20 protein-coding genes are annotated in these 22,064 nt (G+C 49.0%); 13 read left to right on the forward strand and 7 right to left on the reverse strand.

Annotated elements, in window-relative coordinates; all coding sequences use genetic code 11:
* Window positions 1–10 precede the first annotated feature (10 nt).
* Window positions 11–799, reverse strand: a complete 789-nt coding sequence (locus DXD78_RS17490; protein ID WP_005829722.1) for a hypothetical protein — start codon at window positions 797–799, stop codon at window positions 11–13.
* 131 nt (window positions 800–930) lie between these two features.
* On the opposite strand from DXD78_RS17490, the gene DXD78_RS17495 reads away from it, so the two are divergent.
* The 11 genes from DXD78_RS17495 to DXD78_RS17540 all read left to right on the forward strand — a co-directional run bounded on the left by DXD78_RS17495 (window position 931) and on the right by DXD78_RS17540 (window position 11,110).
* On the forward strand, window positions 931–1,839 hold the full coding sequence (locus tag DXD78_RS17495) for a YafY family protein (protein ID WP_005829725.1): 909 nt from the start codon (window positions 931–933) through the stop codon (window positions 1,837–1,839).
* A gap of 103 nt (window positions 1,840–1,942) precedes the next feature.
* Window positions 1,943–2,977 carry a C1 family peptidase gene (locus tag DXD78_RS17500; RefSeq protein WP_005829726.1) on the forward strand — a complete coding sequence of 345 codons (1,035 nt, stop codon included), beginning with the start codon at window positions 1,943–1,945 and terminating at the stop codon, window positions 2,975–2,977.
* Between the two features lie 563 nt (window positions 2,978–3,540).
* Window positions 3,541–4,635, forward strand: a complete 1,095-nt coding sequence (gene mnmA / locus DXD78_RS17505) for a tRNA 2-thiouridine(34) synthase MnmA (RefSeq protein WP_005829733.1) — start codon at window positions 3,541–3,543, stop codon at window positions 4,633–4,635.
* A gap of 315 nt (window positions 4,636–4,950) precedes the next feature.
* Window positions 4,951–4,995: a hypothetical protein gene (locus tag DXD78_RS21515; RefSeq protein ID WP_366244142.1), complete on the forward strand. Its 45-nt coding sequence runs from the start codon at window positions 4,951–4,953 to the stop codon at window positions 4,993–4,995.
* A gap of 155 nt (window positions 4,996–5,150) precedes the next feature.
* On the forward strand, window positions 5,151–5,999 hold the full coding sequence (locus tag DXD78_RS21520; RefSeq protein WP_227239148.1) for a S8 family serine peptidase: 849 nt from the start codon (window positions 5,151–5,153) through the stop codon (window positions 5,997–5,999).
* A gap of 4 nt (window positions 6,000–6,003) precedes the next feature.
* Window positions 6,004–7,236, forward strand: a complete 1,233-nt coding sequence (gene xseA / locus DXD78_RS17515) for an exodeoxyribonuclease VII large subunit (protein ID WP_005829738.1) — start codon at window positions 6,004–6,006, stop codon at window positions 7,234–7,236.
* A gap of 78 nt (window positions 7,237–7,314) precedes the next feature.
* The gene (locus DXD78_RS17520; RefSeq protein ID WP_005829739.1) at window positions 7,315–7,713 is read left to right on the forward strand and encodes a lipocalin family protein; all 399 of its coding nucleotides are present in this window, start codon (window positions 7,315–7,317) and stop codon (window positions 7,711–7,713) included.
* Window positions 7,714–7,725: 12 nt separating this feature from the next.
* Window positions 7,726–7,941: an exodeoxyribonuclease VII small subunit gene (gene xseB / locus DXD78_RS17525; protein ID WP_005829741.1), complete on the forward strand. Its 216-nt coding sequence runs from the start codon at window positions 7,726–7,728 to the stop codon at window positions 7,939–7,941.
* Between the two features lie 53 nt (window positions 7,942–7,994).
* Window positions 7,995–9,014: a branched-chain amino acid aminotransferase gene (locus DXD78_RS17530; protein ID WP_005833410.1), complete on the forward strand. Its 1,020-nt coding sequence runs from the start codon at window positions 7,995–7,997 to the stop codon at window positions 9,012–9,014.
* A gap of 162 nt (window positions 9,015–9,176) precedes the next feature.
* A complete protein-coding gene (gene trmB / locus DXD78_RS17535) occupies window positions 9,177–9,935 on the forward strand; it encodes a tRNA (guanosine(46)-N7)-methyltransferase TrmB (RefSeq protein ID WP_009037846.1) in 759 nt (252 codons plus the stop codon).
* 74 nt (window positions 9,936–10,009) lie between these two features.
* On the forward strand, window positions 10,010–11,110 hold the full coding sequence (locus tag DXD78_RS17540) for an Mrp/NBP35 family ATP-binding protein (protein WP_005829749.1): 1,101 nt from the start codon (window positions 10,010–10,012) through the stop codon (window positions 11,108–11,110).
* A gap of 91 nt (window positions 11,111–11,201) precedes the next feature.
* Here DXD78_RS17540 and DXD78_RS17545 read toward each other — a convergent pair whose 3' ends face one another.
* Together DXD78_RS17545 and DXD78_RS17550 are read right to left on the reverse strand one after the other, a co-directional pair.
* Window positions 11,202–13,022, reverse strand: coding sequence for a M56 family metallopeptidase (locus DXD78_RS17545; RefSeq protein WP_009037847.1), 1,821 nt, complete (start codon window positions 13,020–13,022; stop codon window positions 11,202–11,204).
* 2 nt (window positions 13,023–13,024) lie between these two features.
* Window positions 13,025–13,387, reverse strand: coding sequence for a BlaI/MecI/CopY family transcriptional regulator (locus DXD78_RS17550; protein ID WP_009037848.1), 363 nt, complete (start codon window positions 13,385–13,387; stop codon window positions 13,025–13,027).
* A gap of 289 nt (window positions 13,388–13,676) precedes the next feature.
* On the opposite strand from DXD78_RS17550, the gene DXD78_RS17555 reads away from it, so the two are divergent.
* Window positions 13,677–15,215 carry a Gfo/Idh/MocA family protein gene (locus DXD78_RS17555; RefSeq protein ID WP_009037849.1) on the forward strand — a complete coding sequence of 513 codons (1,539 nt, stop codon included), beginning with the start codon at window positions 13,677–13,679 and terminating at the stop codon, window positions 15,213–15,215.
* Between the two features lie 65 nt (window positions 15,216–15,280).
* Here DXD78_RS17555 and DXD78_RS17560 read toward each other — a convergent pair whose 3' ends face one another.
* On the reverse strand, window positions 15,281–17,182 hold the full coding sequence (locus DXD78_RS17560; RefSeq protein WP_009037850.1) for a TlpA disulfide reductase family protein: 1,902 nt from the start codon (window positions 17,180–17,182) through the stop codon (window positions 15,281–15,283).
* Window positions 17,183–17,328: 146 nt separating this feature from the next.
* On the opposite strand from DXD78_RS17560, the gene DXD78_RS17565 reads away from it, so the two are divergent.
* Window positions 17,329–18,396 carry an SGNH/GDSL hydrolase family protein gene (locus DXD78_RS17565; RefSeq protein ID WP_009037851.1) on the forward strand — a complete coding sequence of 356 codons (1,068 nt, stop codon included), beginning with the start codon at window positions 17,329–17,331 and terminating at the stop codon, window positions 18,394–18,396.
* 218 nt (window positions 18,397–18,614) lie between these two features.
* Here the strand turns inward: DXD78_RS17565 and DXD78_RS17570 are convergent, their stop codons facing one another.
* The 3 genes from DXD78_RS17570 to DXD78_RS17580 are packed head-to-tail and all read right to left on the reverse strand — an operon-like array spanning window position 18,615 to window position 22,048.
* A complete protein-coding gene (locus DXD78_RS17570; RefSeq protein WP_005829766.1) occupies window positions 18,615–19,853 on the reverse strand; it encodes an ABC transporter permease in 1,239 nt (412 codons plus the stop codon).
* A complete protein-coding gene (locus DXD78_RS17575; RefSeq protein WP_009037852.1) occupies window positions 19,853–21,031 on the reverse strand; it encodes an ABC transporter permease in 1,179 nt (392 codons plus the stop codon). The genes DXD78_RS17570 and DXD78_RS17575 overlap by 1 nt, the downstream gene beginning before the upstream one ends.
* A gap of 27 nt (window positions 21,032–21,058) precedes the next feature.
* The gene (locus tag DXD78_RS17580) at window positions 21,059–22,048 is read right to left on the reverse strand and encodes an HlyD family secretion protein (RefSeq protein ID WP_005829771.1); all 990 of its coding nucleotides are present in this window, start codon (window positions 22,046–22,048) and stop codon (window positions 21,059–21,061) included.
* Window positions 22,049–22,064 lie beyond the last annotated feature (16 nt).

The following is a 22,064-nucleotide window of genomic DNA, read 5'->3' on the forward strand; positions in this document are numbered from 1 at the left end:
GGTTTGGACGTTACTCGTTGGTTTGGGAAGCAAAGTGCTGGAATGTCACTTCGGCTTCCACCCAGAAATCATTCATCCGCAATAGGTCGGGGATAGAGTAGGGCTTATGGGTGCAAATGTCGTGTACTGCATGGCAAATGCAGATGTCTTCCAGTTCAGACCTGCTCAAGCAGCCTTCTGCCCAGCTTGTTTCGTCATCGAGTTCATCGGTTAAACCGAGTGCTTTGTCAGTTACATCCGGTATATTGTCGATGCCATTTGAAATGGAACAACTTTCTATCTCGGCAAGCCCTTTTTTATCGAGCAGTGTATCGATGAGTTTGATTATGCGGTTGAAGTCCGAAGAATAGAACATATCTTCTTCCAGAACAAGTACGGACTCGCTTCCGTTGTGGCTAAACAGCAATCGACCTTCAATCTCACAATCATCATCAAAAGTTTCGTCTTTCAGTGATTGGTGCATGGCTCGATATAGATTAGCAGTGTGGGCATACATTTGCCTGGTCAGTCCGAGAAGCAGTTCATTGATTTGTTTGAAACGTTCTTTTTCGGCCTGGTTGCATAGGAACATTTGGTTCAGCAGATAGCTTCTTGTGTGTAAGAGGTATTCTATTCTATCCAAAGTCTCTCTATCTTGGATTTTGTCTAAACGCGGATAAGTGCAATGGTGGCCCGGGATGGTTGTGGTGGGGATAATTCGTTTTAGTTCCATCTCGATGGCTGTCAGTATGTGCCGTTTTCGGGCAGTGTCTCGTTCTGATTGGATGAGTTCAAAGGTTTCTTTTGAGTATACGTCCATGGTCTGTTGTTTTTAGAATTGGTTTGATTACGGCAAAGGTAGGTAGGGATTATGCCATTTGGCGGCAGAACTCTGGTATAAGATAATTGAGGATTGAGACTTGGCTATAAATAATTATAAGTTAAAACAATATGGGTAAGGAACTTTTTAGTCGTTATGTTTGGCTCTTGGAGACCATTCATCGTGCGGGTAAGATTACATTCGAGGAAATCAACGCTCGCTGGCTTCGTTCGGAACTAAGTGGTGGAGAAACTCTTTCACTCCGTACTTTTCATCATCATCGGGATGCGATAGAAGAGCTGTTTGACATCAATATTGAATGCATCAAGCGTGGAGGTTATTGCTATTATATAGAGGATACAGAAGAATTGGAAAAAGGTTGTGTGCGCAAGTGGCTGTTGAATTCGTTTGCGGTAGACAACCTGATAGTTGAAAGCCGTAAGCTAAAATCACGTATTTTGCTTGAAGAAGTTCCTTCTGGAAAGCGGTATCTGATTCCGCTGATTGAAGCGATGCGCGACGGTATGATTGTTGAGGTGGACTATCAGAGTTTTCGGCAACAGGTACCTGCTAACTTTGAAATAGAACCTTATTGTCTGAAATTGTTCCGGCAGCGCTGGTATGTGGTGGCACGCAGTCCGCATTATAATCGCGTGATGATTTATTCGCTTGACCGTATTCTTGATTTGGAGGTGTCGGAGAAAACGTTTTACTATCCGGAAGAATTCAATCCTCAGTCTTATTTTGATGCCTGCTTTGGCATTGTAGCAGATGATGATATAGGGATAGAGACTGTGCAGTTGAAGGTCTACGCTCCTCAGGACAAGTATTTTGATGCCTTGCCATTGCATCATTCCCAACGTACGGTAGAAGTTACGGAAGGACATACCGTTTACGAATACCGAATACGGCCAACGTATGATTTTGTGCAGGAGTTGCTTTCGCACGGGGCAGATGTGGAGGTTTTGCAGCCTTCATTGTTGCGTAGCCGGTTGGGTGATATAGCAAAAGAGATGGTTGCTCTTTACAATATTCCGTAATGGTTTGCATTACGCGTACGGAATAGGTTGAGTTTTAATTTCATTATGAATATATTTGCAGGGCAAGACAAGAAATAATAATTTTGTATTTAATAGATTGCATATGAATAAATTACTTCCCCTCTTATGCCTTTCCCTCGCTCTGTCCGCCTGTTCACGTACGGAAAAGAGGTTGGAGGCGCATGTTTTCGTACCGGATGCAGTGTGTGCCCATACGCCGGCGCTGAACCAGGGCCGCACTTCTACCTGCTGGACTTATGCTTCGGCCTCTCTGTTGGAGTCTGACTGGCTGGCGGGGCATCCCGGAGATACCGTGCGCCTGTCGCCTATGTACATGGTCAGGCAGAAATACTTGAATCAGCTTGATGCCTACTATTACTCTTGCGGCAGGGAAGAAATCAGGAATGGCGGACTGGGACATTCTTTCCTCCGTGTGCTGGAGGAAGACGGTGTGCTGCCGTTGGAAGCATATCGGGGGCGACGGCAGGGAAGCAAAAGGCATGACCACGGGGCTTTGCTGAAACAACTGAAGAAGCTGGCGGAGGAGGCCGTGAAGCATTGCGACCTCCCCGGCTACAGGAAACGCGCTGTAGCCCTGCTGGACGAGCAGATGGGGGCGGTGCCCGATTCGTTTCTCTACCGTGGCAGGAGCTATACCGCCCGTTCGTTTGCCGACTCGCTTCGCTTCAAGGCGGAGGATTATGTGCAGTTGACGAGCTTCACGCATCATCCTTTTTATACCCCTTTTATATTGGAAGTACCGGACAACTGGGAGCATCAGTGCTATTTCAACCTTCCGCTGGACGAGTTGGAGCAGGTGGTGCGCCGTGCGCTGTCTGCCGGCAAGACGGTGGCTTGGCATGGAGATGTGAGCGAAGATACTTTCAGTCCGCGTCAGGGAATGGCTCTTTGGACGCAGCATCCGGTGACACAGGAGATGCGGCAACATGAGTTCGAGCGTTTCCTTACCACAGACGACCACATGATGCACCTCATCGGCACGGCGCACGATGAGGCGGGACGCTTCTACTATCTCTTGAAGAATTCGTACGGAAGATATGGCGCCTACGCAGGGCTGCTCTACATGTCCGAAGATTATTTCAGAGCGAAGACTGTCTCGGTTCTGCTGAGGAAGTAATCCCCCTCCAATCTTTCCCGTTCATCGGTTTTTGCGATGAAACTGCTTTTACTCTGTGTCCGCTTTCCCGTTGAAGGTTCGGCAGCCGTCAATTGACAGCTGCCGGCTTCACTGCGGTAAAGGCGCGGCGACACTTTCTCCCTTCATCAGCCTCACTCCCTCACTTCTGCAACATCACTGCACAACGGTTGCAGCGTCACTGCAAAAGGGTTGCAGTGTCACTGCATAACAGTTGCAGCGTCACTGCAAATACGGTTGCAGTGCTACTGCAAAATGGATGCACTGTCTTTGCAGTGCTTGTCTGCTGATTCATACATGGTTATGCCGAGGGGAGGGAATGTGCAGTGAAAGACCGGTACGCAGTCGATAAGAAGATGCGGGAGCACCTGCGGGGCGAGGTAGCGCGAAGGAAAGGAGTTTCACCGCAAAAGCCGATGAATAGGAAGATTGAGGGAGAAGGTGAAGGAGATGGAGGATGAAAATACATTTCTCTTTAGCGAAAAAGCTGTGTATTCTGCTTGAAAACGCGTACTTTTGCAGACTATATAAATGAATTGCAGAATATGAACAAACCCGGGAAGCGAGTATTGGTCGGCATGAGCGGAGGTATAGACAGTACCGCCACTTGTCTGATGCTGAGGGAGCAGGGCTATGAGATAATCGGTCTCACCATGTGGGTGTGGGGAGACGAACCGGTGGAAGCCCGCAGCCTTGCCGACAGTATGGGAATTGAGCACTATGTGGCGGATGAGCGCGATGCTTTCCGCCGGATTATCGTTCGGAACTTTATTGATGAGTATCGCCGGGGGCGTACTCCCAATCCTTGTGTGATGTGCAATCCATTGTTCAAGTTCCGCATCCTGACGGAGTGGGCGGACAGGCTGGGCTGTGCGTTCGTCGCTACCGGGCACTACACCCGTCTGGAGGAGCGGAACGGGAAGACTTACATCGTTGCCGGAGATGACGACAAGAAAGACCAGTCCTATTTCCTCTGGCGGCTGGGGCAGGAGGTGTTGAAGCGGTGCATCTTCCCGCTGGGGGCGTTCACCAAGATGCAGGTCCGCGGGTATCTTCGTGATAAAGGATATACGCTCAAGGCGGAAGAAGGGGAAAGTATGGAAGTCTGCTTCATCAAGGGCGACTACCGCGACTTCTTGCGCGAGCACTCTCCGGAGATAGACAGCGAGGTGGGGCCGGGATGGTTTGTCAATTCGGAAGGCGTCAAGCTGGGCGGGCACAAAGGATTCCCTTACTACACCATCGGGCAGAGGAAGGGGCTGGAGATTGCTTTGGGCAAACCTGCCTACGTGCTGAAAATCAATCCGCAGAAGAACACCGTGATGCTGGGCGATGCGGAGCAGTTGAAAGCCGGATACATGCTTGCCGAAGAGGAAAACCTGATTGACGAGGCGGAATTCTTTGGCAGTGAAGAGCTTACCGTGCGCATCCGCTACCGCAGCAAACCCATCCCTTGCACCGTGAAGCGCCTGGAGGACGGGCGTCTGCTGGTGCGCTTCTTGTCGGAGGCTTCTGCCATTGCTCCGGGACAGTCTGCCGTGTTCTACGTCGGCCGGCGTGTGGTTGGCGGCTCATTCATCGCTTCCCAACGGGGCATCGGGATGTATATTGCAGAAAATAATAAAAACACAGATATATGAGAAAACTCTTTTTCCTTCTACTTTTCATCTTGGCTGCTGTAGGCGCATCGGCCCGGCAAGACACTTTGAAGTATCGCATCAGCCTGAAGGACAAGGCTGCCACCACGTATTCGCTGGAACATCCGGAAGCGTTCCTTTCTGAAAAGGCGATTGAGCGCCGCCGCAAGCAGAACCTTCCGATAGACTCGACAGACCTTCCGGTATGCCGTAAGTATGTGGATGAGATTCGCAGGCAAGGCGTGAAGATTGTCGTTACCGGCAAGTGGGAGAATTTTGTTACAGTGTCCTGCAACGACTCTGCATTGGTGGAGCGCATTGCCGCTCTGCCTTTTGTCCGGGAGACGGAAAAGGTATGGATAGCTCCCGGAGGTGACGGGCCGTTCATGGCAACGGAGCGCGACTCTCTGATAAACCGCCCGAGCGTGCATCCCGACAGCATTTATGGACTGGCTGTCGACCAGATACGGCTGAGCAATGGCGATAAGCTGCACGAAGAAGGCTTCAAGGGACAAGGAATGACGATTGCCGTTATCGACGCGGGCTTCCACAATGCCGACAAGATAACCGCCATGCAGAATATCCGCATCCTGGGTACGAAGGATTTTGTGAACCCCCAATCGGATATATTTGCCGAAAGCAGCCACGGCATGGCGGTGCTCTCGTGCATCGCCATGAACCGCCCCGGTGTCATGACCGGTACGGCTCCCGAAGCTTCTTTCTGGTTGCTGCGCAGCGAAGACGAATACTCCGAGCATCTGGTAGAGCAGGACTACTGGGCTGCGGCTGTGGAATATGCCGATAGCGTGGGAGTGGATGTACTCAATACTTCATTGGGATATTACGCTTTCGATGATAAATCCAAGAATTATAAGCTCCGCAATCTGGATGGGCACCATGCGCTGATGTCACGTCAGGCATCGCGCATAGCCGATAAGGGCATGGTATTGGTATGCAGTGCCGGAAATTCGGGCGCCGGTTCTTGGAAGAAGATTACGCCTCCGGGCGATGCCGGGAATGTGTTGACGGTGGGCGCTGTCGACAAGGAGGCTGTCCTGGCTCCTTTCTCGTCTGTAGGGAATACGGCAGACCATCGGATAAAGCCGGATATTGTAGCCGTCGGGCTGGGTGCCGACGTGATACGCACGGACGGCAACCAGGGAAGGGCGAACGGTACCTCTTTTGCCTCACCCATTATGTGCGGCATGGTGGCCTGCTTGTGGCAGGCTTGCCCCGAACTTACGGCAAAAGAAGTGATGGAATTGGTGCGCCGTTCCGGTGACCGTGCCGATTTTCCCGATAACATCTACGGTTATGGCGTGCCCGATATGTGGAAAGCATATCAGGATTATCTGCTCAAAAGATAGCCATATGGAATCGTTGTCTTTGTATGAGCTCAACGCCCTTGTGCGCCGCAGTCTGGAACAATGCCTTCCTGACGAGTGTTGGGTGCAGGCGGAGTTGAGCGATGTGCGTACCAACAGTACGGGGCATTGCTATCTGGAATTTGTGCAGAAAGACCCTCGCAGCAACAGCCTGATAGCTAAGGCGAGAGGAACAATCTGGGCAAATGTGTTCCGCCTGCTGAAGCCCTATTTTGAGGAAGCCACGGGGCAGGCGTTTGTTGCGGGCATCAAAGTGCTGGTGCAGGTCACCGTCAGCTTCCACGAACTTTACGGCTATAGCCTTACGGTGCAGGACATAGACCCCACCTATACCTTGGGCGATATGGCACGCCGCCGCAGGGAGATACTGAAACAGCTCGAGGAAGAGGGGGTGCTCACTCTTAATAAAGAACTGGATATGCCCCGCCTGCCGCAACGTATTGCCGTCATATCCTCACCGACGGCGGCGGGCTATGGTGACTTCTGTCATCAGCTGGAAAACAATTCCCGGGGTTTCTACTTTTATACGGAACTGTTTCCTGCCCTGATGCAGGGCGACCGTGTGGAGGAGTCTGTCCTCTCTGCTCTCGACCGGGTAAATGCACGCTTGTCCGAGTTTGATGTGGTTGTCATTATTCGCGGTGGAGGCGCCACGTCCGACTTATCCGGTTTCGATACTTATCTGCTTGCTGCTGCTTGTGCACAGTTTCCGTTGCCTGTCATAACGGGCATCGGTCACGAGCGGGATGACACGGTGCTGGATTCTGTGGCACATACCCGTGTAAAGACCCCTACGGCGGCTGCCGAATTCTTAATAGAGTCCATGGACAGCGCTGCTGATGAACTGGAAATGCTTGCTTCTCGCTTGCATGAGGGTGTCAGGAATCTGTTGCAGCAGGAACAGCGCAGACTCTCTGGTTACAAGAACCGGATTCCTTCTGCCGCATACCATCGTATATCCGATGCAAAAATGGCTTTGCTGACTGTGCGGAAAGATGTGGTGCAGGCTGTGACTTCCTCTTTGTTCCGCCATCGCCATCGCCTGGAATTGTTGCAACAACGATTGGCAGATGCTTCACCGGAAAAGTTGTTGGCCCGCGGTTACAGCATTACGTTGAAAGATGGGAAAGTAGTGAAGAATGCAGATGAACTGCAGGAGAATGATATGATAACAACCCGTCTGCAGAATGGTGAAGTGGTTTCAATAGTACATATTTAACTCTCCTCTCATTCATGCAGTGTTTTGCAAATCTCTGCATTTTATGAATATTGTTTAAATCATTTAAAATGAACAAAGATGAAAACACAAAATTTGTTTTTTATGCTGATACTGATAAGTATGGCATTTAGTTTTATTTCATGTACGGATGAGGATGATAAGGTCGAAATTCCTCAACTGGTAGGTAAGTGGATTGTGAAAGAACCAGTCCTGCAGGACGATTTTGTGACCTGCTATACGTTTAATGCAGACAAGACCTATGAAGTTTATACCGGAAGCCCGTTATCTAACGGAGTCCCTTTTCGTGGAACTTATATCATAAGTCTTGATGAAAAATTGATTAAGTTGTATGATAAAGAGGAACATTGTACTGAACAATATCATATTTTGAAACTGACGTCCAAGGAGATGAAGTGGGAGAACGCATCGCCCAAAGACGGGAATTCTGACAAACGGCTTGAGAAGTACAACGATTAATTAATTTCAATTATGCCGGTAACCAAGAAAAAAGAGACCTACTCCGAAGCCATGGCACGTTTGGAGAAAATTGTCAGCCAGATAGACAACAACGAACTGGAGATAGATGTGCTTGCTGAAAAAATAAAGGAAGCAAACGGAATTATAGCATTTTGCAGCGATAAATTGACCAAAGCTGACAAGGAAATTGAAAAATTACTGTCGGAGAAGTGGGAATCTGAAGAATAAAAGCTATTTTTGTTGCAAAATGTACGTAATAGAAGTAACTAATACTTTGAGATATGAAAGAACTTGATTGGGCTAATCTGCCGTTCGGATATATGAAGACAGATTACAATGTGAGAATTTACTATCGTAACGAACAATGGGGCGAACTGGAAGTTTGCAGTGAGGAAACCATTCCTATGCACATGGCTGCCACTTGTTTGCACTACGGTCAGGAAGCGTTTGAGGGTTTGAAGGCTTTTCGTGGCAAAGACGGTAAAGTGCGTATCTTCCGTTTGGAGGAGAATGCAGCCCGCCTGCAATCCACTTGCCGTGGCATCTTGATGCCGGAACTTTCTACGGAGCGTTTCAAAGAAGCTATTCTGAAGGTGGTGAAGCTGAACGAGCGTTTCATTCCGCCTTATGAATCGGGTGCTTCTCTGTATATCCGTCCGTTGCTGGTGGGTACCGGTGCGCAAGTAGGCGTACATCCTGCCAGCGAATATCTGTTTGTGGTGTTCGTGACCCCGGTAGGTCCTTACTTTAAGGGTGGATTCTCAACCAATCCGTATGTCATTATCCGCGAATTCGACCGTGCTGCCCCATTGGGTACCGGTATTTATAAAGTAGGTGGTAACTATGCAGCCAGCTTGCGTGCCAACAAGAAAGCGCACGATTTGGGTTATGCCTGTGAGTTCTATCTGGATGCCAAGGAAAAGAAATACATGGACGAATGTGGTGCTGCCAACTTCTTCGGCATCAAGGACAATACGTATATCACTCCGAAGTCCACTTCCATCCTGCCCTCCATCACCAACAAGAGCCTGATGCAGCTGGCAGAGGATATGGGCATGAAGGTGGAGCGCCGTCCGGTTCCCGAAGAAGAGTTGCTGACTTTCGAGGAAGCGGGTGCCTGCGGTACGGCTGCCGTTATCAGCCCCATCGAACGTATTGACGACGTAGAGAACGGCAAGTCATACGTTATTTCCAAGGATGGAAAACCGGGACCGGTATGTACGAAGCTCTACAACAAGCTGCGTGCCATCCAGTATGGTGACGAGCCGGATACTCACGGGTGGGTGACGATTGTTGAATAATACGGTGATGGTAATATCTATCGTATAAGACTTGCCGGGACTTTGTTTTTTATACTTTTAGGCACGGATTGCGCGGAAAGCACGGATAGATTGAAGAGGAACCGTGAAAATCCGTGTAATCCGTGCCTAAAATAATATGTTTTATGTTTCAATGCTTCTTAAATGGGAAAGAACAAGTTAGAGAAGTTTGCCGATATGGCGAGTTATCCGCATGTTTTCGAGTATCCGTATTCCGCGGTGGATAATGTGCCGTTTGACATGAAAGGGAACTGGCACGGGCGGTTTTTCAAGAACGACCATCCCATTGTCCTGGAACTGGGCTGTGGTAGGGGAGAATATACTGTCGGATTGGGACGCATGTTTCCCGAAAAGAACTTCATCGGAGTGGATATAAAGGGTGCCCGCATGTGGACGGGAGCCACCGAGTCGCTGGAGTCGGGCATGAAGAACGTTGCTTTCTTGCGTACGAATATCGAAATCATCGACCGCTTTTTTGCTACAGATGAGGTGAGCGAAATCTGGCTCACTTTCTCGGACCCGCAGATGAAGAAGGCGACCAAAAGGCTTACTTCCACTTATTTCATGGAGCGCTACCGCAAGTTCCTGAAGAATGACGGCATAGTCCATCTGAAGACGGACAGCAACTTCATGTTTACCTATACCCGGTACATGATTGAAAGAAACCGGCTGCCGGTGGATGTGATGACGGAAGACTTGTACCACTCCGGCATGGCTGATGAGATACTCAGCATCAAGACCTATTATGAACAACAATGGCTGGATCGTGGTTTGAATATCAAGTACATCAAGTTCCATCTTCCGCAAGAGGGCGAGTTGCAGGAGCCGGATGTGGAGATAGAGCTGGATGAGTACCGCAGTTATAACCGTAGTAAGCGTAGTGGACTACAAACCAGTAAATGATGCGAATCAGTGGTTAAAAATACTACTGATTCGCATAAAAATAGTAAATAGTAAATCGTCAAATAGTACATACAATGACATTATATCCAAAATTAATCCTTGATGCATTGGCAACAGTGCGTTATCCCGGCACCGGAAAGAATCTTGTTGAGGCTGAGATGGTGGCCGATAACATGCGGATTGACGGGATGAAGGTCAGCTTCTCGTTGACATTCGAGAAACCGACTGATCCGTTCATGAAGTCAATGGTGAAGGCTGCCGAGACAGCTATACATACGTATGTCTCTCCCGAGGTGGAGGTTGTGATTACGACTGAAAGCCGTCAGGCGGCACGTCCGGAAGTGGGTAAGCTATTACCCCAGGTGAAGAATGTTATCGGAGTGTCTTCCGGAAAAGGTGGGGTAGGTAAGTCCACGGTTGCTGCCAACCTTGCCGTGTCTTTGGCAAAGTTGGGTTATAAAGTAGGTCTGCTGGATGCTGATATCTTCGGGCCTTCTGTTCCAAAGATGTTCCAAGTGGAAGATGCCCGTCCGGTGGCAGAGAACATTGGTGGACGTGACTTGATTGTTCCGATAGAGAAGTATGGCATCAAGTTGCTTTCCATCGGTTTCTTTGTAGACCCCGACCAGGCCACTTTGTGGCGGGGAGGTATGGCAAGCAATGCCTTGAAGCAGCTGATTGGTGATGCCGATTGGGGAGAACTGGATTATTTCCTTATCGACCTTCCTCCCGGAACGAGCGACATTCACTTGACAGTGGTGCAGACTTTGGCACTGACAGGAGCTATCGTTGTCAGCACGCCGCAGGCTGTGGCGCTGGCAGATGCCCGCAAAGGCATCAATATGTTTACCAATGATAAGGTGAATGTGCCCATTCTCGGTTTGGTGGAGAACATGGCTTGGTTCACGCCTGCCGAATTGCCGGAAAACAAGTATTATATCTTTGGAAAAGAAGGCGCAAAGAGACTGGCTGAGAAAATGAACGTACCCTTGCTGGGACAAATTCCTATCGTGCAGAGTATCTGCGAGAGCGGTGATAAGGGGACTCCGGTTGCTTTGGATGAGAATACGGTGACCGGGCGCGCTTTCCTGCAACTGGCTGCTGCCGTAGTCCGTCAGGTAGACCGCAGAAATATGGAAATGGCGCCGACGCGGATTGTGGAAGTGCATAAATAAACATGGATGTTTTCCTTATGAAAAGGAGCAATTGCCCGTCGTCGGGTAACTGCTCCTTTTCCATTTAAACTTGTTTAGAGAGAGAATTAGTTTATTTAGTTGGAGTAACAGTGGCATTCTGAACAGCAGGGCTCTTCTCCGGTTCTTGCAGGCGGAACATGATAGGAACTGTATATTTTACGTTTACAGCTTGCCCTCTTTGCATGCCGGGCTTCCACTTAGGCATAATGGTAGTCAGGCGGATTGCTTCGGCATCCAGCAGAGGGTCGGCACTACGGAGAACTCTGGGATTGATGATGTTGCCCTCTGTATTTACGATAAACTGTATGGTAACTCTTCCCTGAATCTTAGCTTTCTGTGCTGCTACCGGATATTTGATGTTTTTGCCGATGAATTCCATCATTGCGGGCATGCCGCCGGGATATTCGGGCATTTGTTCTACGACTTCAAAAACGGTTGCCTCTTCCGGGTAGGTAGCTTCTTCGGGAGCATAACCCACTACCACCATTTCATCTATCTTGTTTTCAATGGGAGCATACTTCACCGGGGTCTTGTCTTCTGTCAAGCGGAACATCACTGGTACCGTAAATCTTACGCGTACTGCTTCTCCGCGTTGTGTACCGGGTTTCCATTTAGGCATGGCACTGATGACGCGAATGGCTTCTTTATCCAATTCCGGGTCAATGCCGCGCAATATTTTCACATTGGTAATACTGCCATCCTTCTCCACAACAAATTGCACGGTAACCCGTCCTTGCGTACCTTTCTTCATGGCTGCTTCCGGATATTTGATGTTCTTGCTCAAGTATTCCATTAGTGCAGACATGCCTCCACCAGTGAATTCGGGCATGTGTTCCACTACCTCGAAAATCGGATTGTCGAGAGTATCCTTGTCCACTACCTTTCCTTTGTAAGTCACAGCTTTCGTGTCTTGTTCCGGTTGGGGAGCTGCTTGAGGGTCTTGAACTTCCGGTGCTGGTTGTTCGGTTTTTGGATCTACGGCCTCTATGACTTCCGCTGCAATCTTCTTTGTGGTACGCGCCACTGCTTCGATATTGCTGATAATCATAAGTAAGGCTGCCAAGGGAAGGAACATCAGATATTTGGTCCTTCCTATTCCTTTTGTTCTCTTTTTGTTCATCATTTTGATGCGTTTTTTTAAAGGTAAAACATTGAAACTGTTATAGATAGTTGCTGCAGCCTTTTGATGTGACAATCCTAGCAGATGGTACTGGTAGGTTTTGGAGTCATAGCCGTTCTCCAATACGCGGGCATCGGCCATATATTCCAGATTGGTGCGGATTTCCCGTTTCATGAGCCAGGCAAAGGGATTGCACCAGCAAAAAATGCACACTAGTTCACTGATGATGACATCAATGGAGTGCCATTGCCGGGCGTGTGTCTGCTCATGGGTCAATATTTCGTTGAATTCCTCTTCCGTATGCGAGGACGGATGGATAAAAATCCAGTGGAAAAAGGAGAAAGGCCCGTCTGCTTTGGGAAGCAGATGTATATTTGTGTTGCCTATTTGTACCTTGCGGCATCGGCATGCCAGGTGGATGATGCCCGCCAGTTGCATGATGAGGCGTATCATCAGCAATGCCACTATTCCCCAATAGGCGATATTGGCATATTCTGAAAGGATGCTTTTCCAGTCGGTAGGAGCCGCTTCGGTGCCTATTGTGAGTTCCGGTAGCACAACGCTGGCATAGAGGTCTGCCATGGCCACCATCGGTTCCTGCTCCGTAATCCACGTTTGTATGTTCAGCAGAGGTACGGCGGCAGAAACGGCAAAGAAGCAGAGCAGTGCGGTTCTGCGCCAGCCGAAAAACGTGTCTTTGTAGAAGAATAGCCGATAGAATGCATAAAACAGTACTATCGCTACATTCACTTTCAGAAAATAGGCTAACATGTTTACTCCTTTCCTTTCTCTATCATGTCTATAATGTCTTTCAGGTCATTGGCCGAAATCTTCTGGTCTTTGGCGAAGAACGAAACCATTTCCTTATAAGAATTTTCAAAGTAGTTGCGCACAAAACCGCTCATAAAGGTACGTTTGTATTCGCTTTCGCGTATAAGCGGGGTATACTGGTAAGTGTTGCCTACACGTACGGCACGGATATACTGCTTGCGCTCCAGGTTTTTCACAATAGATGCTACAGTTGTGTAGGGAGGCGCCGGTTTGGGATATTTGGCAACAATGTCTTTTACGAAGCAACTGCCCAGTTCCCAAATGTACAACATTGCTTCTTCTTCTTGTATCGTTAACTTTTCCATGGATAAAGTATTTAAATGAATTCAATGCAAATCTACGAATATTTCGTAAGTTAACATAAAACAGTGAGTTAATTAATCTAAATGTTCCTGCTGTGTGTATATTCTTTTGCCAGATTGAAAAGAACATGGCTGTTGATAATCTTCTTTTGGCTAAGATTGTCTATCTTTGCAGAAGAAGCGAAGACTGGCGGCACCTCAGCATAAAAAATGAACGGGTTCATTTTATTCTGCATTCGGTTTGCGCTGTCTTTGTTGCAATGAATTCTTTTACCTTAAATAAAGCAGAAATATGGGAACAGTTAAATCGTTGTTGCTGGGAATGTGCTTCGTATTGGGTGCATGCACAAGCCAGACTTCTACTGTGCAAACCACAGAGAAGGGAACTCAATGGGAATGGCAGAATGGTACCATTGTTGTCAAAACTCCCGAGCGTCCGGCAGGACAGAAGAGTGTATTGGGACTGACTACTCCGAAGTTGGAGGCAGTCCGTGTGGGTTTTGTTGGTTTGGGTATGCGTGGCCCCGGAGCAGTGGAGCGTTTCACTTATATTCCGGGTACGCAGGTAGTGGCTCTTTGTGATTATGAAGAGGCCCGTGCAGATAAATGTCAGGAGCTCTTGAAGAAGGCATCCATGCCCAAGGCCGCCGTCTATTCCGGTGACAAAGGATACGAGGAACTCTGCAAACGTGATGATATAGATTTGGTTTATGTTGCTGCAGACTGGCTGCATCACTTCCCCGTTGCCAAGTGTGCGTTGGAGAATGGAAAGAATGTAGCGATAGAAGTGCCTTCGGCCATGAATCTGCAGGAATGCTGGGATTTGATTAACTTGAGTGAATCTACCCGTAAGCATTGCTTCATTCTGGAGAACTGCTGCTATGACTGGTTCGAGATGAATACGCTGAACATGGCGCAGCATGGCGTGTTCGGTGAAGTTATCCGTGCGCAGGGTGCTTATATACATAATTTGAGCCCGTTTTGGGACCATTATTGGAAGAATGGAGAAAATGACAAGCTGGGCTGGCGTTTGGACTACAACATGAAGCATCGTGGTGACGTGTATGCCACCCATGGCCTTGGCCCGGTGGCGCAAGCACTGGATATTCACCGTGGTGACCGTATGGAAACGTTGGTAGCCATGGATACCAAGTCTGTAGTGGGCAAGGAGCTGGTAGAAAAAAGAACCGGCGAGGAGTGCAAGGAATTCCGTAACGGTGACCATACCACGACCATGATTCGTACAGCCAATGGAAAGGTGATTGAGATTCAGCACAATGTAATGACACCACAGCCTTATAACCGTTTGTATCAGCTTACGGGTACCAAGGGATTCGCCAACAAATATCCGGTAGAAGGGTATGCGCTTGACGCTGACCAGCTGAGTGCATCGGGCGTTCAGCCCAAAGTGGATGATTTGAATTCACACGGTTTCCTGCCGGAGACGGAGATGGAGGCACTCGTGGAGAAATACCAGCATCCCATTTTAAAGAAGTACGGTGAGATGGCGAAGGAAGTAGGAGGTCATGGTGGCATGGACTTCGTGATGGACAGCCGTCTGGTATATTGCCTGCAAAACGGTCTTCCTTTGGATATGGATGTATACGACCTTGCTGAGTGGTGCTGCCTTGCAGAATTGGGAGAACTTTCTATGGACAACGGTTGTGCGGCTGTGGCATTCCCCGATTTCACCCGTGGTGAATGGAATGTGGTGAAGGGCTACAAGCATGCATATGCAACTCCGGAAGAGGAAGCGGCTGCTATGGAGAAGGCAAAGGCATTTACTGCTAAACTGAAAGAGCAGGGAGCCAAGGAATGGGCTGAAAAGTAATAGCGGTATACTGATAAAACAAAAAACAGCAGGTGATAAGCCTGCTGTTTTTTTTTATCAGTTTGTCATTTAGTCACTTTCAGCAACTCTTCCTTCATCTTCTCCACTCCCGGAAAGCCGGTTTGTCTGAACGTGGTGTTTCCTTCGCGGTCTACAATCAGATAAGTCGGTACCCCTTCTATCTTGAATGCATCCGATAGGTATTTCCATTGGGCATCTGTCAGACGGAAATGTTCGCCGTGGATGTCGGGAATCATATTCTCCCAGGTCTTCAAGGGGGAGGTTTCGCCGGTGATGTACAGATATAGGATATCCTTGTCTTTCAGTTCCTCCTTCATGGGGGCCATCGTCTTGTTTGCCATACGGCATGGACCGCACCAAGTGGCCCAGAAATCTACTAACAATACTTTTCCTTTGAATTTGCTGATGATAGAAGTGAACAAATCTTCGTTGCTGACGTTGGCGTCCACTTGGTTGATGGTGTAGCCCGTCTTTTTCTTGTTGGCTTCGAGTTGTGCCAGCAGTTCGTCATTGGCGGCAGTCAGCATTTCACGGTATGCGGCGGGCATGGCGGCAACGGTGGCCTTTTGCTCGTCGGTGAGCGGGGTGAAGTTCTTGATACCCCGGTAGAGGGTGACATTACGGGCTATATCGAAGAAGATACCTTTGTCGGTTCCCCAGGCTTTGGCCAATTCTCCACTCCGTTCGACATTCCTTGAAGCCATTTGTACATACTGGTTGGACAAGACTGCCTGCGGCACATTCAATATACTCATATCTTCGTCGGACACGTAGTTGGCGGGTACTTTCCGGGCAAGTTCCTGATAGTAGTTGTTTGCTTCCTCCCGTTTGATGAGATTGGCGTGTAGGGCAGCCGATGTCAAGATGCTGGCAACGGAAGACAGCATGGCATTTGTAATCAGTTTGTTATTGATAGTCAAAAGTTGTCGGGTAGAAGCACTATAAGGCAACTTGTCTATTGCTTCTTGTGTTTCGTCGGATATTTGAAGTACGTATGCTTTGGCTGCATCAATATCCTTGCCAGCCAGTGCAGCTATGTTTTGATAGAGCTTGTCTTGCATGTCGATGCCGAGGTGGTTTCCGTTCAACTCTTGTGCCACGGTTTCCAGCGGTCCGTTGATATATACCATTTCTCCATAGGGTTTCCCTTCGCTGTGGAATTTAGACTTGCGCCGGGAAGCTTCGCGTAGATTGACGTATATTTCTGTTGTCTTGCCGGGTTCCATGAAGAACTGGAGCATATGCTCTCTACCCAAATATATGGTACATGGGGTAGTGCCGGGCAATGTTACTTCTTTGGTGAAACTGCCGTCAGGCTGGATGTCGAGTGGTATGTCCGTGATGTCTCCTTTGATATTCTCCCACACGGCAATACTGATTGGCATTCCCATATTGGGGCGTGAATCCAGGAGTTTTCCTTTCAGCATGGCTTTTCCGTATTGGATGACCGGTTCGGGAAGTTCGGCATTAGGGTCGGCTTTGTGTACTACGGCGTTCTGGGGAAGTGCCAGTTCCGGCAGTTTCTTGCTTTTCAGTTGTATTCCCCAGATGCTGAATCCGTTTTCCACCTTTTCGCCTTCGGTGAAGTCGAAGGAGGTAGCATTGTCGGATAGGGGAGGAAAGACCAACTGGAATTCCGCTTCGCCCGATTCGGGCATCCAAAATTCTTTACCTGGTATGATGCCTATACCGGAACGCAGTTGGTAGGTTTCTCCGTTATTGTCTGTCAGGTAGCTGTCGGGTGCAATCTGTATCCAGTACTTGGGACGATACTTGGCATAGATGTGGAGCACGGTTGCCGTGTCACTGATGACTACTTTACTCACTTCGATGGAAGTCGTGTTTCTTACGATAAACGCTGGTTGGTCAATCACACGGTTTTTGGCTTGCAGGGTACAGCAGATGCACAGTAGGAAGCCTGCTAAGAGTAAATGAATGTGTCTCATATAAATTGTTTTTTGCGAAATTACGAATGTTTCGTAAAGAAACAAGCATGTGGGAGTTAATTGATGTAAAATACTTCCATTTCTTCGTTTTTCAAAGAAACCTTGTATCTTTGCCATCTGATACTTAACACTTAATATCTTGTCATATGAGAACCAGAATTCTTTTGATGGGCTTGTTGTTGGTCGCTGTTGCCAATGCCCAGACTATCTATCATGATGCTTCCGCCTTCCCCCTTCTGGGCAAAGCAACAGAATCTACCCTTACCCGCTATGAGCGTCTGCCGGACTCTCTGCAGAACATCTCCCGCAAGCCGTTGTGGGACTTAGGCCGCAACAGTGCCGGACTCGCCGTGCGCTTCCGTTCCAACTCTACAAGCATTTCTGCCAAATGGGAAGTAAGGAACAATATGAGTATGAACCACATGACACCGACCGGCATTAAAGGCCTCGACCTCTACTGCTTGCAAGACGGCAAGTGGATATTTGCCGGTAGCGGACGTCCGCAGGGCAAAATCAATAAGGCGACTATCGTAAGCAATATGTTGCCCGAGGAGCGCGAATACCTTTTGTACCTTTCTTTATATGATGGGGTTACCTCGCTTTCCATCGGCGTGGATTCTTTATCCGCCATTACCCCGCCGGCAGTAGACTTGCCGAAACGTGAGAAGCCGGTGGTATTCTATGGTACCAGCATCTTGCAGGGAGGCTGCGCTTCCCGTCCCGGCATGGTGCATACCAATATTCTGGAACGTTGGCTCAATCGTGAGTGCATCAATCTGGGATTTAGCGGCAATGCCTTGCTCGACCTGGAGATTGCCGATGTCATAGCCGGTGTGGACGCTTCTATGTTTGTCCTCGACTTTGTGCCCAATGCTACCGTGGAGCAAATGAGAGAGCGTGCCGATAAATTCTATACCACTATCCGCAGCAAGCATCCCGATACGCCTGTCCTTTTCGTGGAAGACCCTCTCTTTACCCACTCTCCTTTTGACACCAGGATTGCCAAGGAGGTAAAGGACAAGAATGAGACATTGAATGCCTTTTTCCGTTCTTTGAAGCAACGTGGAGAGAAAAACATCTATTTCCTTGCTTCCCGTGACATCATCGGCCACGACGGGGAGGCTACAGTAGACGGCATTCATTTTACCGATTTGGGCTTTATGAGGTATGCTGAGATACTTTACCCGATATTGGAGAAACATATGCGACCGTAATTAGGTATTACAACCGTTTGTCTGTTTGCTGCCTTGCCGATGCTGTAGGGCAACTATTTGTTTCCTTTAACAAAACAGTCTGTTTCCTATAAGGGAACAGACTGTTTCAATATGGCGAACAAACTGTTTTTATATATTGGAACAAATTGTTCTGATACGCTGAAACAAAGTGTTCAAACGCATGTGAACACTTTGTTTCGTAGGCTTGGAACAATGTGTTACGCTTCTATACTCTTATGCTTCTTATACTCTTCAATCACATGTTTCCTGCTCTGCAATATCTGCCAGCGATATACCAGGCACGTGGTGATGAAGTAGAAGCCCGTTTGTATCCATAGTGCTTGGTACTCGAAAGAGACTTCATTGAGTGTGGCTCCCATGCTGTTGATGCGTACGTAGCCGTTGATGCCGAAGGTAGAAGGGAAGATGTACGAGAAGTACTTCCAGAAAGCGGGCATAGCAGCTCCCGGCCATGAAATGCCGGAGAGGAACAGCAGCGGCACGGAGGTGAACACGAACAGCAGCATGCACGTTTCGCGGTTGCGGATGGCAATGGATGCTGTCATGGCAAAGAAAATACAAGCGGCCAGGTAGGGCAGGGTGAACAGAGTCAGGACACCGGGTATCGCTATTTGGTTGAGGCTGAAAAGCCATGGAACCACACACAGTATATATACCGATACCAGTGAATATACCATGAAGTAGCTCAGCCCTTTTCCCATCACAATGCGTAGTGTGCCGTTGTAGTGGCGGTTGATAGGCACCAGGTCGCGGAAGCGGTTCTGTTCGCGTGCCGTCCCGGCAGACAAGCCGATGCCGAGTAGCAGCGTTTGCTGGATAATCAATACCAATACTGCCGGAATCAGGAAAGCGGCAAATCCGTTGGTTGGATTATAGAGGGCGACATCCTCATACTCTATCGGGTAGGCGGTAATCTCGTCCTGGCGGTCGGTGGTATTGGCGCTTCGCTCCACTTTGATGTCTGCGTTCATGGCAAGCGACACGTTGGTGTTGGCAGTCAGCAAGGCTTTGTAATACAGCAGTCCGCTCATGTCGCAGAAGATGCTGACCTGCGTTTGCTTACCGCGTACAATGTCGTCGCTGAAGGTGGAGGGGATGTAGATAATACCGTATGCCCTGCGGTCCTTCAACATCAGTTTGGCTTCTTCCATATCAGCGCAGTAGCTCACGAGGCTCACTTCGGGACTGGAGTCCACTTTCCGCAGGTATTCGCGGCTCAACGAGGAGCGTGAGTCATCCACCACGACAGTGGGCACTTCGTGGATAGTTTCGTTGGTATAGATGAAAGCGTATATCAACGGATAGACCAACGGAACGAGCACGAAGAAGATGAGCACGCCCTGGTCGCGGAAGGTGGTGCCGAATTCCCGTTTCCATATATAGAACAAGTCATGAATGCCTTGTATCACTTTCTGTCTGAACGTCAGGTCTTTCATTAGGGCATGTATTTATAGTAAACCAACGCTCCTTTCAGCCTATGGGCTATAAGGAACGGGAGCATCATGAAAATAAGCAGCGCTACGTAGTTGACCCACGAGTAAATCATGGGGTATCCATTCAGTGCCTGGTCCACATAAATCAGGAAATAGTGGCGCAGGGGGAACAGATTTGCCAATGCCTGCAATACGGGGTGCATGCCCATGGCAGGGAATGACAATCCGCACATGGAGAAAGAGAGTACGCCCCATAGGGAAGCGAAACTGAGTCCCAGACGCAGGGTAGGTAGGGTTCCTATCATCAATATTCCCATGCCTTGCGATGCCAGCACCAGGCAAAGAGTGGCAAGCAGCATCGGCAGGATGCCGCTGTTGCAGGGAAAATGGAGGAAACCGTAGAGGTATACATTATATAATATTCCCATCAGGAAGAAGATGGCGGTATGCGGCAGCAGTTTGCCGGCAAGGGAAATCCAGATGGAGTTGTTGCCCATGCGCAGCCATTCGCGGGCGGTGCGGTCTTTTATCTCGACTCCGATGGAATAGACGGTTACCATGAAGATAAGCAGCATCAATACGCCCGGTGCAAAGGTGTTGCACAGATATACGGAGTAGTTCAGCCACGGGTTATTGAGTGGATGTGTATCTATGACGATGGGTTGGAGGAAGGCCATCGCTTGTTCCTCGGTAGCTCCTTTGGCATATAGGGTGCTACGTGCTGCGGCACCGGATGCCAATTCGCTCATCATCTTCATGTCCTTGAAGAGGAGTGAACCTGCGATGAGCAGGGTATTGTTTGTATAGAAAGAGAGTTTGGGCTGCCGTCCGGCCTGCGCTTTGGCAGAGGTACCTTCGGGAATGTAGAAGAAACCGTAAATCTCTCCGCGCTGCATGGCGGTACGGGCTTCGTTGATGGTAGGGTAGCGGGCGACGACGGCTGTCTGCTCAAAAGCGTCCAAGTTACGTATCAGCTGGCGTGAAGTGGCACTCATGTCTTGGTCCACCACACCTACGGGCATGTCCGTAGGAAGCCCGGAGTCCATCAGCGTGGTGAAGAATATGTAGCAGAACAACGGTGCTATCACCATACAGAACAGATAGAGCGGGCGGGAAACAAGACGGCGGCATTCGCGTCTTGCTACATTCCACAAAGCCGTATGTTTCTTATTTCTTTCCATCATCCTCTCCAATAACTCATAACTCCTTTACTTCTTCAATACAACACTCATTCCCGGACGCAGTCCTTCCACCTTCTCTTGCGGAGCGGCTTTTACTTCGAATGTTTTCAGGTCGAACTGGCCGGTAGTCTTGGTCGCTTTCCAGGCGGCATATGTGCCGAGGTCTTTCATATAGTACACTTTCAGGCGGATATTCTTATCGAGTGCAGGGATGAACGCCTCGAATTCGGTATTCATACCCAACCCTTGCAGCAAGTCCTCGCGTACATTGAAGGTTATCCACATATCGTCCAGAATGGCGATGTTCATAATGGGAGCACCCGTGCCCACGAGCTCGCCTACTTTGGGGAATATCTCGGATACCTCACCGGCAGTCTGTGCAATCAGGTAAGTTTCCTTGATGTACGATTCAACTTCGGCCACAGCTCCTTTGGCACGTTCCACCAAGGCAGCGGCAGCGGCTTTGTCCTCGCGTTCCGCACCGTTCTTGGCCATATCATACTGGGCTTTGGCGGCTTTCTCCGTAGCCCGGGCTGCATTGCGTTGGGCGGTAACTTCGTCAAGCTTTTGTGTAGACATCACGCCTTGGTCGTGCAGGTTCTTCACACGCGTGTAGGATTTTTCGGCAATCTCCAGTCCGGCCAGTGCCTTTTGCCACATTTCATAGGCAGCTTGTATCTGTTCCCGACGGGCGCCTTTTAGAGCTTTTTCGTTCTGGGCTTGGGCTGCCGATTCGGCGGCGCGTGCTTGTTCCAGTTTGGCCTGCACGTCCGGAGCCTCCAAAATGGCAAGGGTGTCTCCGGCTTGTACGCTTTGTCCCTCTTTTACACGAAATTCCAGAATACGTCCCGGCACTTTGCTCGATACTCGATACTCCGTTACTTCTGCTTGTCCTTGCACAATTTCCGGTCCTTTACGCAACATGAAGAAACCTACAAGGGCAACGATGGCAATCACTCCCGTCAGCGTGAGGAATGCCAACAACATGTTACTGTTTTGTGATTTTGTATCCAACATATTATTTACTATTTGA

Origin of the sequence: Bacteroides sp. D20, assembly GCF_003436255.1 — a bacterium.
Lineage (GTDB): Bacteria > Bacteroidota > Bacteroidia > Bacteroidales > Bacteroidaceae > Bacteroides > Bacteroides uniformis.

Excerpts from the sequence above, each read along its gene's own strand:
- DXD78_RS17490 (WP_005829722.1), bottom strand. The coding sequence starts at position 799 with ATGGACGTATACTCAAAAGAAACCTTTGAACTCATCCAATCAGAACGA.
- DXD78_RS17495 (WP_005829725.1), top strand. The coding sequence starts at position 931 with ATGGGTAAGGAACTTTTTAGTCGTTATGTTTGGCTCTTGGAGACCATT.
- DXD78_RS17500 (WP_005829726.1), top strand. The coding sequence starts at position 1,943 with ATGAATAAATTACTTCCCCTCTTATGCCTTTCCCTCGCTCTGTCCGCC.
- mnmA (WP_005829733.1), top strand. The coding sequence starts at position 3,541 with ATGAACAAACCCGGGAAGCGAGTATTGGTCGGCATGAGCGGAGGTATA.
- DXD78_RS21520 (WP_227239148.1), top strand. The coding sequence starts at position 5,151 with ATGACGATTGCCGTTATCGACGCGGGCTTCCACAATGCCGACAAGATA.
- xseA (WP_005829738.1), top strand. The coding sequence starts at position 6,004 with ATGGAATCGTTGTCTTTGTATGAGCTCAACGCCCTTGTGCGCCGCAGT.
- DXD78_RS17520 (WP_005829739.1), top strand. The coding sequence starts at position 7,315 with ATGAAAACACAAAATTTGTTTTTTATGCTGATACTGATAAGTATGGCA.
- xseB (WP_005829741.1), top strand. The coding sequence starts at position 7,726 with ATGCCGGTAACCAAGAAAAAAGAGACCTACTCCGAAGCCATGGCACGT.
- DXD78_RS17530 (WP_005833410.1), top strand. The coding sequence starts at position 7,995 with ATGAAAGAACTTGATTGGGCTAATCTGCCGTTCGGATATATGAAGACA.
- trmB (WP_009037846.1), top strand. The coding sequence starts at position 9,177 with ATGGGAAAGAACAAGTTAGAGAAGTTTGCCGATATGGCGAGTTATCCG.
- DXD78_RS17540 (WP_005829749.1), top strand. The coding sequence starts at position 10,010 with ATGACATTATATCCAAAATTAATCCTTGATGCATTGGCAACAGTGCGT.
- DXD78_RS17545 (WP_009037847.1), bottom strand. The coding sequence starts at position 13,022 with ATGTTAGCCTATTTTCTGAAAGTGAATGTAGCGATAGTACTGTTTTAT.
- DXD78_RS17550 (WP_009037848.1), bottom strand. The coding sequence starts at position 13,387 with ATGGAAAAGTTAACGATACAAGAAGAAGAAGCAATGTTGTACATTTGG.
- DXD78_RS17555 (WP_009037849.1), top strand. The coding sequence starts at position 13,677 with ATGGGAACAGTTAAATCGTTGTTGCTGGGAATGTGCTTCGTATTGGGT.
- DXD78_RS17560 (WP_009037850.1), bottom strand. The coding sequence starts at position 17,182 with ATGAGACACATTCATTTACTCTTAGCAGGCTTCCTACTGTGCATCTGC.
- DXD78_RS17565 (WP_009037851.1), top strand. The coding sequence starts at position 17,329 with ATGAGAACCAGAATTCTTTTGATGGGCTTGTTGTTGGTCGCTGTTGCC.
- DXD78_RS17570 (WP_005829766.1), bottom strand. The coding sequence starts at position 19,853 with ATGAAAGACCTGACGTTCAGACAGAAAGTGATACAAGGCATTCATGAC.
- DXD78_RS17575 (WP_009037852.1), bottom strand. The coding sequence starts at position 21,031 with ATGGAAAGAAATAAGAAACATACGGCTTTGTGGAATGTAGCAAGACGC.
- DXD78_RS17580 (WP_005829771.1), bottom strand. The coding sequence starts at position 22,048 with ATGTTGGATACAAAATCACAAAACAGTAACATGTTGTTGGCATTCCTC.